We start from the raw sequence: 9,926 nt of genomic DNA on the forward strand, positions 1-9,926 counted from the left end.
ATTGAAAAGACTGAGGGGCCCTGAACGGGTCAAGCACTTAATATAATTGGTATTAATCGTTGGCGCACTGGAGTCGTGTTCTCGCTGCAGATTATGATTTCGACAAGGGTCATTGATTAAAGGGTTTGTTGAAAACGTGGTTATGGGAAGGATAAGCCCCAGACAGCCATATCAGGCTATCTGGGGGATAACTCGCTTTGGATAAGCAGGCGCTAGCAAGCCAATCTAAGCACTCAATTAAAGCGCTGACGTTGCGCAAACTGAGCTTGGTTTGTTGGGTTACTGACAACTCCGCCTGCGACATTTAGATGAATGTTAAAATAGGAGAATATACATATATCTCGACTATAAGAATCATTCAGTGGAAGACTAAATGTCACTAAACCTAATTAGGTTTGATACGGAACAGTTCCTAAAACCATCTACGGGAACGATGAACTATAGCTTAAAAAAAACAGCTGTGCATAACCTTGTGAGTAAAAATGTACAAATATTTTAAAAAAGGACTAAAAACTAATTAAAGTCCTTTTAACTTATAGGGTTAAATGGTTATCAAATAGCAATAAATAACACTATACAACCTATAAGCTGTACATCAGTACCACTTAGATATTCATTAAAAGTCAGTATTCACAACTCTAAATTAAATATCGTAGTGCAAGCCACATTCACGCTTTATACCGTTAAACCTGGTTTCCTCTTCAGTCATACCCAGTTCAAGCGGTTTACTTGAATGTGTATCACCAACCGAGACATAACCTTGGTCCCATAATGGGTGGTAAGGTAGGTCAAACTCAGTAAGGTAATCATGAACCTGTTTATTGCTCCATTCGATGATTGGCAACATCTTATATCGCTTACCATGGATCGCTAGCACTTGCAGAGTTTCACGGGTGCTTGACTGCGAGCGCCTAAGCCCTGCAAACCAAGTCCCTACTTCTAACTCTTTAAGTGCACGTTGCATGGGTTCAACTTTATTGATCTGGTTGTAACGATCCAGCCCATCAATTCCTTGCAACCACAAAAAGCCATATTTGGCCTCTTGCCAAGCAGCGCTTAAAGGTGAGGCGTATACCTTAAGGTTCAAGGTAAGCCGCTCCGTCAGCTCATCAATGAACTTATAAGTCTGGCTAAAAAGGTATCCTGTATCAGTTAAAATTACCGGTATGTCAGACTGCTGGCGACTAACCAGGTGCAGCATAACTGCGGCTTGTATGCCAAAGCTTGAGGACAATGCAGCCTTACCTGGCAAGTATTCTAACGCCCAAGCAACTCGTTGCGGCGGCGTTAACTCATCAAGAAATGCATTAACTCTTTCTAGCTCTGCGCGCTGCTCTACTTCTGGCGCTGAAAGCAAAGCTGCCAGCGCCTCTTTAGAGATAACAGAATTACTCTGCAAATCAGCCATGAAAGTCCTTAGCAGCATCTATCACTGCGGTCACAACACCGCTACGAACGGTATAGTTACCAAATGTCTCACCGGTTTCTCGCTCTGCAACATAACGTGCGAACAAGCTATCTAACTCAGCAAGGATCTCAGCTTCTTGGATATTCTCACGGTACAACTTGTTTAACCGTGTTCCTTCAAAGCTTGCACCAAGATAAAGGTTATAACGACCAGGTGCTTTACCCACTAAGCCAATCTCAGCAGCGAATGGACGGGCACAGCCGTTAGGGCAACCTGTCATGCGGATCACAATACCTTGATCCAAAAAGCCATGCTTATCTTGTAATGCTTCTACTTTGGTCAAGAAGTCCGGGAAATAACGCTCCGCTTCAGCCATTGCTAACGCACAGGTTGGTAGCGCTACACAGGCAATCGAGTGACCACGGGTTTCGGTAATAAGCTTACCCATCAACCCGTGCTGCCTTGCTAGCGCTTCAACTTTGTCTTTATCAGCTGCAGGAACACCAGCAATAATAATGTTTTGGTTAGAGGTCATGCGGAAATCACCTTGGTGAATTTTTGCAATCTCTCTCAGGCCTGTTTGCAGCGGTTGACCCGGTAAGTCTTTAACACGACCGCCTTCAATGAATAGGGTTAAATGCCAGTTGTCATCAACACCCTGCTTCCAACCATAGCGATCGCCGCGATCACCAATGACCACATCACGCTTTGGTTGAAACTTAATACCCGTGCGCTTTTCAACTTCCGCTTTAAAGGCGTCATAGCCGTGCTTCACAATCGTATACTTAAGACGAGAAAGTTTACGGTTCTCTCGGTTACCCCAATCACGCTGTACGGTCATCACCGCTTCGGCAAACTTAAGGGTATCTTCCGCCTTAATGTAGCCAAAGTCGTCAGCTAAACGCGGAAAAGTGGCAACTTCACCATGAGTCGAGCCCATGCCGCCACCAGCAACCATATTAAAACCAACTAACTCACCCGCTTCGGCAACAGCCACAAAGCCTAAATCATTGGTATAAACATCAACATCATTATCTGGCGGTACTGCGACAGCCATCTTAAATTTACGTGGTAGGTAAGTCTTACCGTAAACAGGCTCAACCTCTTGACCTTCTGTTGTAACTAACTTCTCATCATCTAACCAGATCTCAGCGTACGCTTTTGTGTGCGGCAGCATATTGTCAGACAATTGCTTGGCGTAAGCATAAGCTTGCTGATGTAACTTTGACTCAACCGGATTTGGGTTACACATCACGTTGCGGTTTACATCACCACAAGCTGCAATCGAATCCAATGCTTCACGGTCAAGATCTTGAATAATGGTCTTCAAGTTACGCTTTGGAATACCATGATATTGAAAAGTTTGACGCGTCGTTAAACGAATGCTGTTTGAACTAGTTAGGTTTGAAGCAATATCGTCAACCGCTAACCATTGCTGTGGCGAACACACGCCACCAGCAACACGAGCACGCAACATAAAGCTATAAAGCGGCTCCAGCTTTTGCTCTTTACGCTCGTTTCGCAAGTCACGGTCATCTTGTTGATAGAAACCATGAAACTTAATTAACTGCTGATCACCTTCACTAAATGCACCGGTAACCGCCGTGTCCAAACCCTCTTGAATGGTGCCACGTAAGTAATCACTGTCGGTCTTTAAATATTCGTTTACTGCTAACTTCTTCTCACTCATAGCAAGATACTCTCTATTATTCTTTTATATATGCTGCTGGTAGATTAACGACCAGCGCCTCATCAATGCGTTCTGCTTGCTCAAATAGAGATCAGTAAACGTCTTTTTGGTAACGCTTTGCTGCTCGCAGGGTCTCTAGGTACTCTTCTGCTTGCTCAATGGTTTTACCGCCAAACTTAACCGCGACATCTAGTAGTGCTTGGTGTACATCTTTCGCCATGCGCTCTGCATCGCCACAGATATAGAAATGTGCACCATTTTCTAACCACTGCCATAGCGTTTCGCCTTGCTCAGCAATCTTATGTTGCACATACACTTTATGTTCTTGATCGCGAGAGAAAGCTAAATCGATGCGTGAAAGCTCACCACTCTGCAGGTATTGCTGCCATTCTGTTTGATACAAGAAATCTTGTTCAAAGTGAGGATTACCAAATATTAGCCATGCGTTGCCTTCGATGCCATCGGCTGAACGTTGCTGCATAAATGCTCTAAAGGGTGCGACACCCGTTCCAGGACCAACCATGATGACAGGTGTTTCCGGGTTTTCTGGTAGGCGGAAGTGATTATTAGGTTCAACATAAACTTGTAACTGTTGTCCCTCTTCTGCACTAGCGAGGAACTGAGAAGCGCCGCCAAAGCGGGCAACACCATCACGCTCATCTTCAACCAACGCTACCGTTAAGTGCACTTCTGATTCCACTTCAGCTTGGCTAGACGCAATAGAGTAGAGCCTTGGCGTGATACCACGAAGCAAGCCAACTAGTTGCTCAGCATTCACTGTTGCGGGATGCTGGCGCACTAAATCAGCCACTTGGTTATTATTAATATATTCACGAACCAGCGCTTTATCGCTACTGATGTCGAGCAATGCTTGGCTTTGACTGAGTTCTGCCCAGCCTGTTACCAGTCCAGGGTAAAGTTGTGTTAACTCTTTCTTATTAAGTAGCGCATCTCGCAAACTCACATTGTCGCTACCTAAGGCCACTTGTTCGTCACCGTTGAGGTTCAAGCTTTCAAGCAGTTCATTAACCAATTGTTCGCTGTTAGTAAACCACACACCCAGCGCGTCACCCGCCTGATAACTAATACCTGATTCACCCAGTTCAATTTCAACATGGCGTACATCGCGATCAGAATCTCGCCCCGTTAGCTTTTGGCTGACTAATAATTCAGCGGTGTAAGGTTTTTGCTTAGTAAAGCTTGATGTTGCTGATGTTGCAGCGCCAGCAATTGAAACCACGCTAGCACCTGCACTGCCGATTAATGGCTTAACGGCTTCAAGTACGCTCTCTTGCCAAGTAGCAGCGAGCTCTTCGTAATCAACATCGCACTCAATAAGCGGTGAAATAGCAGTTGCACCAAGTGCAGCTAAGCGAGTATCAAAATCTTTACCCGTCTGGCAGAAGAATTCATAGCTTGAATCACCTAATGCCAATACCGAGTAATTAAGGTTATCTAACTTAGGGGCACGCTTTGATGACAAGAATTTATGCAATTCGATAGCATCATCTGGCGCATCACCTTCACCATGTGTGCTTACAACGAGAAGTAGCAGTGTTTCCTGTTTTAGCTGACGCGCTTTGTAATCGCCCATTGAAACCAAGTTAACTGCGTAACCTTGCGCTTGTGCTTTCTCAGCAAGCTCAGTTGCAACCCCACGACCGTTACCGGTCTGGCTACCATATAAAATAGTAATCGTTTGCTCTGCACTTACTTGTGGTGCAGCGGATGTTCCTTGCTCTGACGTAGCCGCGAGGTAACCACTTACCCATGCAAGTTGAACGGCACTCAGCTCAGCAGTTAGCTGTTTTAACTTATCGACCTGTCCAGAAGACAAAGGTGATGCGAGTGATGAAAGCTCTTTTAACAACATTAGGACGGCCCAGTATCAGTATAATGTTGGCAAGCTTAGCCCTTCACTCCAAAAGTAAAAAAGAATAAAAGATGATTTTTAATTCCATTTTGGAATATACAAAATTCGAAAATTAAGCTACAAAAGTAACTGACATTTGAATGAATTCACTTTTAGTGGGCTTGATGACAGCAAACTTCTATCTAAAAGTGTGGCCTAGCGCAAAATTTTCAGTCTGACCAGTACCGGAAACACGATATTGAAAAATATGCACTTGTGTCTAAATTCAGAGTCGCCACAATATGCAACCTTACAAATAAAAAATGACATCTGTCCCTACGAATGTCCTCAACTGAGAGGTTAACCTTTGTGAAGTTAGGTATCCCCAAAGAAAGTCACGCTGGAGAAAGTCGAGTTGCACTGATCCCAGCCAATGTGGCCCGACTCCTAAAAAAGAATGTGCAAGTACTGGTCGAAAGCAATGCAGGAAGTAACGCAGGGTTTACCGATGAAGACTATATCGCAGCAGGCGCAACAGTCGTCTCCCGCGAACAAGTCCTAAGTAACGCCGATGTAATTACTGTTGTTAACGCTAAAGGCGAACAGCTTGCAGAGCTCAAGACAAGCATTAAACCAGAGCAGATTGTCGTCGGTATGATGGATCCTTTAGCTCAGCCTGAGAATGCTCAAGCCATTGCAGAGACAGGCGCTACAGCGGTTGCTCTTGAGCTAGTGCCGCGAATTACACGCGCGCAAAGCATGGATATCTTATCGTCGATGGCCACGATTGCAGGTTATAAAGCGGTGTTACTGGCAGCCCATAAAGCACCACGTTTGTTTCCGATGATGATGACAGCAGCAGGCACCCTCAAACCTGCACGCGCCTTTATCATGGGTGTTGGCGTAGCAGGCCTGCAAGCTTGTGCAACCGCTAAACGTTTAGGCGCGGTGGTTGAAGCTTACGATATTCGCCCTGCGGCTCGTGAACAGATCATCTCTGTCGGTGCAAAACCAGTAGAGCTCGATTTAGAAACTGAAAATACCGAAACCAAAGGTGGTTACGCCGCCGAGCAAAGCGATGACTTCTTAAAACGTCAACAGCAAGCAATGGCCAACGTTTTAGCCCAGCAAGATATCGTTATCACCACTGCTGCTATTCCAGGTCGAAAAGCACCTATCTTGATCACTAAAGAGATGGTTGATGGCATGAAAAGTGGCACTATCATCGTTGATCTTGCCGCTGAAACTGGCGGTAACTGTGAGCTAACAGAAGTCGACAAAGAGGTGGTTTACAAAGGTGTGACCATTCTAGGTCCATCAAATGTGCCTGGCAGTGCGGCTAATCATGCTAGCCAAATGTACGGTACTAACATCGAAAACCTACTTAAACTGATTGTCGACAACGATGGTGTATTGCATCTCGATTTCGACGATGAAATTGTTAACGATACTGTTGTGGCGCACAAAGGCGAAGTGGCAAGTGCGCGTCTACGCGATCTTTTAGGACTACCAGCGCAGGAACCAACACCTGAAGCTGCTACACCTGAGGCTAAATAAATGGAAATTTTACTTTTACTGACCCTATTTATGGTCGCAGTGTTCCTCGGCGTCGAGATGATCACTAAAGTACCGCCAACACTACATACACCGTTGATGTCAGGTTCAAACGCAATCTCTGGGATCTCACTAGTTGGCGCACTGTTGTCAGCCGGTTCTGGCGCGGGAGTCTGGGTTAATGTGTTAGGTTTTATCGCTGTGGTACTTGCCACAATTAATGTTGTTGGTGGCTACATGGTTACTAACCGCATGCTAGCTATGTTCAAAAGGAAATAAGCCACTATGAGTACGACGATTATTTATCTCGCCTATTTGGTGGCTGCGAGCTTATTTATCTTAGGGATAAAAGGCCTAACCAAGCCCCGTACGGCAGTACGAGGTAACCAACTTTCAGCACTCGGTATGTTCATCGCTGTCGTGGTTACCTTGTTAGATCAAAGCATTTTGAGCTACGAGTGGATTATTGCTGGTGTGTTACTCGGTGGTACCATTGGCGCTGTGATGGCGACCAAAATCCAAGTGACTTCAATGCCACAAATGGTTGCGATGCTAAACGGTTTTGGTGGCGGCGCGTCACTGTTTATCGCACTCGCTAACTTCCTTGACCCAGAGTCAGCCACTCATACCGTTGCACTGGTGTCGATTAGTGCAACAGTGATTATTGGTGCGGTGACGCTTTCTGGTTCATTTATCGCCTTTGCAAAGCTGCAGGAGCTTATCTCTGGTAACCCGATAAAGGTGCCAGGTAATAAAATCTTCAATGCATTACTGCTAATAAGTGCTATTGGGTTAGCCATTGCTATTGTGATGGATCCAAGCAACATCAACCTTATCTACGCACTGGTTGCTGTATCTCTGGTACTCGGTTTGTTGTTAGTCATCCCTATTGGCGGCGCAGACATGCCAGTAGTTATTGCACTGCTTAACTCATATTCGGGTATTGCAGCGGCAACCACAGGTTTCATTACCGGCAATACAGTACTGATTGTATCGGGTTCTTTGGTTGGCGCATCAGGTATTATTCTGACGCAGATCATGTGTAAAGCGATGAACCGCTCGCTATTTAACGTGCTATTTGGCGTGATGGCAGAAGGCGGCGAAACCGTCGATGCTGACGAAGTCTATGCCGGTAAAGTCACCTCTTCATCACCTGAAGAGGTAGCCATGCTACTAGAAACCGCTGAGCGCGTTGTGATTGTGCCAGGTTACGGTTTAGCGATGGCGCAAGCACAGCATGCAGTGCGCGAACTAGCGTCAGTTATGGAAGCGCGTGGCACCAATGTGCTTTACGCTATTCACCCTGTCGCCGGACGTATGCCTGGGCACATGAACGTGTTACTAGCAGAAGCTGAAGTGCCTTACGAGCAGTTAATCGAGATGGACGAGATTAACCCGCAGTTTGAGCAGACTGATGTTGCGATTGTTATTGGTGCCAATGATGTTACCAACCCAATGGCACGCGAAGATAAAGGTAGCCCAATTTACGGTATGCCAATTCTTAACGTCGACAAAGCTAGAACGGTAGTAGTGGTCAAGCGTTCACTGAGCCCTGGTTTTGCTGGCTTGCCTAACCCATTATTTGCAATGGATAACTCAGTCATGTTGTTTGGCGATGGTAAGAAAGCCATTGTTGAGTTAACGCAAAGCTTGAAAGAAGCTGATTAAGGCAATATACAAACCTAAAAAGACCGCATTTGCGGTCTTTTTTTTAATCATAGATTTATCTTAATTTGTTAAGCTTATGTATAAAAATCAGACTTAAAAGTAAATTTTACTTATACTTCATGAAACAGATACTGCGCTTATACCCGTGCTACCTGAAGATGCAGGATTCAGTGGGAATTTAATAGGCTTTAATCGCAGGTTCATTGCGCCATGCTGAACCTAAGCACCTACATCCATGTAGGCGAGGGATTGATTACCATTAATGGTCGTTCCCTCAGTAAAATCGATAACACAGAGCAAAGTCCATGCTTTTTAAATAAGAAGAATAATATGAAACTAAATTTCATTACCACGCTCTCTGTCAGCTTGATGCTGCTCACCCCTTTAAGTGCTGTTCAGGCCAATGATGAGCCAGTTAAAACCGCTCCAGTGACTAATGAAGCTGCCCTGCAACCAGCAACATATCAATGGAGTGATAACTGGGGCATAGGTATTGGTATGCGCCGCGGTGATATTCCTTATGCCACCGAAGAAGATGAAGTGTATGACACACTGCCACTTATCTATTTTCAAAATGACTATTTCTACATAAACGGTATGGAAGCCGCAGGGCATATTTGGAAAAACGATAACCATCAAGTAAACCTTTACACCCGCTTCCGTTTTGTTGATATCCCGCAAGAACTGCAAAATGATACCCAATCACAAGCTTTCGATTTCGGGCTACAATACCGCTTTGTTAAAGATCAGTGGGATGTCGACTTGGCCTTTCTATCTGATTCGCACAAGCGCAGCTATGGTTATAGCCGAACCCAATACCTTTGGGAGTCTGAAGACTGGCGCTTAATACCCTACGCTGAGTTCCAATGGAAAAGTGCTGACTTTAATCAGTTCTATTACGGCTTAGAACAATATGATGTTGGCGGTGGCGTGAGCTTTAATGCAGGTGTTAAAGCACGTTACCATGTGATTAGTAATCTATATCTACTCGGCCAATTCGGCGTTGGCCGCTTAGAAGATGATGTTTATAACCTGCCTACTATTAACAACCGTTTTCAGTATGAGTCCTTCTTTGGTTTCGGCTTTTTCCCCGAGTCAAAGAAAAAGAGTTACTCAGCTAAACCTGTCATAACTAAACAGGAAAAGCCGACTGAATACCTGCGTATAGCCCACGGTTGGGCAACACCATCAAATCTGAATGCCATACTCAAGTGGCAGACCAAAACCGATCCTTACAACAACCAGATGACCTCGGCTTTTTATGGAACACAGTTAACCGATACCTTGTTTACTCTGCCCATCGAAATGTATTTAACCCCAGGGATAGTCTGGCATCATGACTCAGAAGTTCAGAATGATATTGCCGAAGCCATTATCGCAATTAAGACCTATTACACCTTCCAAATTGGGCCGCGCTTCAGGCTTGGTGTCGCCGAAGGTTTATCTTATGCCAGTAGCGTGACCTATATAGAATCGAGCGAGCTTGCAGAGAAAAATTACAAACCATCGAAGCTGCTTAACTACTTAGATTTCTCTTTAGATGTCAATGTCGGTGATATTTTCAATTCACGCGATATGGAAAATCTCTGGTTTGGTTACAGTATCCATCACCGCTCCGGCATTTTTGAATCAAGCTCAGCTTTTGGCCGCATAAGTGGTGGCAGTAACTATCAATCGGTTTACCTGCAGTGGCATTTCTAAACGTTTTTTATAATTAAAAAAGGCCGCATAATGCGGTAATGCCGATCATTTAG

7 protein-coding genes are annotated in these 9,926 nt (G+C 44.9%); 4 read left to right on the forward strand and 3 right to left on the reverse strand.

Translation table 11 applies throughout. The features are described from left to right. Positions 1–643: 643 nt before the first annotated feature. The 3 genes from AB4238_RS16575 to AB4238_RS16585 form a co-directional block, all read right to left on the reverse strand. On the reverse strand, positions 644–1,408 hold the full coding sequence (locus AB4238_RS16575) for a phosphoadenylyl-sulfate reductase (protein WP_372034425.1): 765 nt from the start codon (positions 1,406–1,408) through the stop codon (positions 644–646). Next, the gene (gene cysI / locus AB4238_RS16580) at positions 1,401–3,098 is read right to left on the reverse strand and encodes an assimilatory sulfite reductase (NADPH) hemoprotein subunit (RefSeq protein WP_372034426.1); all 1,698 of its coding nucleotides are present in this window, start codon (positions 3,096–3,098) and stop codon (positions 1,401–1,403) included. Before cysI ends, AB4238_RS16575 begins: the two co-directional genes overlap by 8 nt. 91 nt (positions 3,099–3,189) lie before the next feature. Then, positions 3,190–4,971, reverse strand: a complete 1,782-nt coding sequence (locus tag AB4238_RS16585; RefSeq protein WP_372034427.1) for an assimilatory sulfite reductase (NADPH) flavoprotein subunit — start codon at positions 4,969–4,971, stop codon at positions 3,190–3,192. Between the two features lie 348 nt (positions 4,972–5,319). On the opposite strand from AB4238_RS16585, the gene AB4238_RS16590 reads away from it, so the two are divergent. From AB4238_RS16590 to AB4238_RS16605, 4 genes are all read left to right on the forward strand, one after another. Beyond that, complete coding sequence (locus AB4238_RS16590; protein WP_372034428.1) at positions 5,320–6,507, forward strand: Re/Si-specific NAD(P)(+) transhydrogenase subunit alpha; 1,188 nt, start codon at positions 5,320–5,322, stop codon at positions 6,505–6,507. Then, positions 6,508–6,783 (forward strand): NAD(P) transhydrogenase subunit alpha, encoded by a 276-nt coding sequence (locus tag AB4238_RS16595; RefSeq protein ID WP_371992287.1) that lies wholly within the window; start codon positions 6,508–6,510, stop codon positions 6,781–6,783. Positions 6,784–6,789: 6 nt separating this feature from the next. After that, on the forward strand, positions 6,790–8,172 hold the full coding sequence (locus AB4238_RS16600) for an NAD(P)(+) transhydrogenase (Re/Si-specific) subunit beta (protein ID WP_372034429.1): 1,383 nt from the start codon (positions 6,790–6,792) through the stop codon (positions 8,170–8,172). Positions 8,173–8,502: 330 nt separating this feature from the next. After that, positions 8,503–9,873 (forward strand): MipA/OmpV family protein, encoded by a 1,371-nt coding sequence (locus tag AB4238_RS16605; protein ID WP_372034430.1) that lies wholly within the window; start codon positions 8,503–8,505, stop codon positions 9,871–9,873. Positions 9,874–9,926 lie beyond the last annotated feature (53 nt).

This window comes from Shewanella sp. 10N.286.45.A1, assembly GCF_041470405.1.
GTDB lineage: Bacteria > Pseudomonadota > Gammaproteobacteria > Enterobacterales > Shewanellaceae > Shewanella.

Coding starts and splice junctions, on each gene's coding strand:
- cysI (WP_372034426.1), bottom strand. CDS start 3,098: ATGAGTGAGAAGAAGTTAGCAGTAAACGAATATTTAAAGACCGACAGT.
- AB4238_RS16605 (WP_372034430.1), top strand. CDS start 8,503: ATGAAACTAAATTTCATTACCACGCTCTCTGTCAGCTTGATGCTGCTC.
- AB4238_RS16600 (WP_372034429.1), top strand. CDS start 6,790: ATGAGTACGACGATTATTTATCTCGCCTATTTGGTGGCTGCGAGCTTA.
- AB4238_RS16595 (WP_371992287.1), top strand. CDS start 6,508: ATGGAAATTTTACTTTTACTGACCCTATTTATGGTCGCAGTGTTCCTC.
- AB4238_RS16585 (WP_372034427.1), bottom strand. CDS start 4,971: ATGTTGTTAAAAGAGCTTTCATCACTCGCATCACCTTTGTCTTCTGGA.
- AB4238_RS16575 (WP_372034425.1), bottom strand. CDS start 1,408: ATGGCTGATTTGCAGAGTAATTCTGTTATCTCTAAAGAGGCGCTGGCA.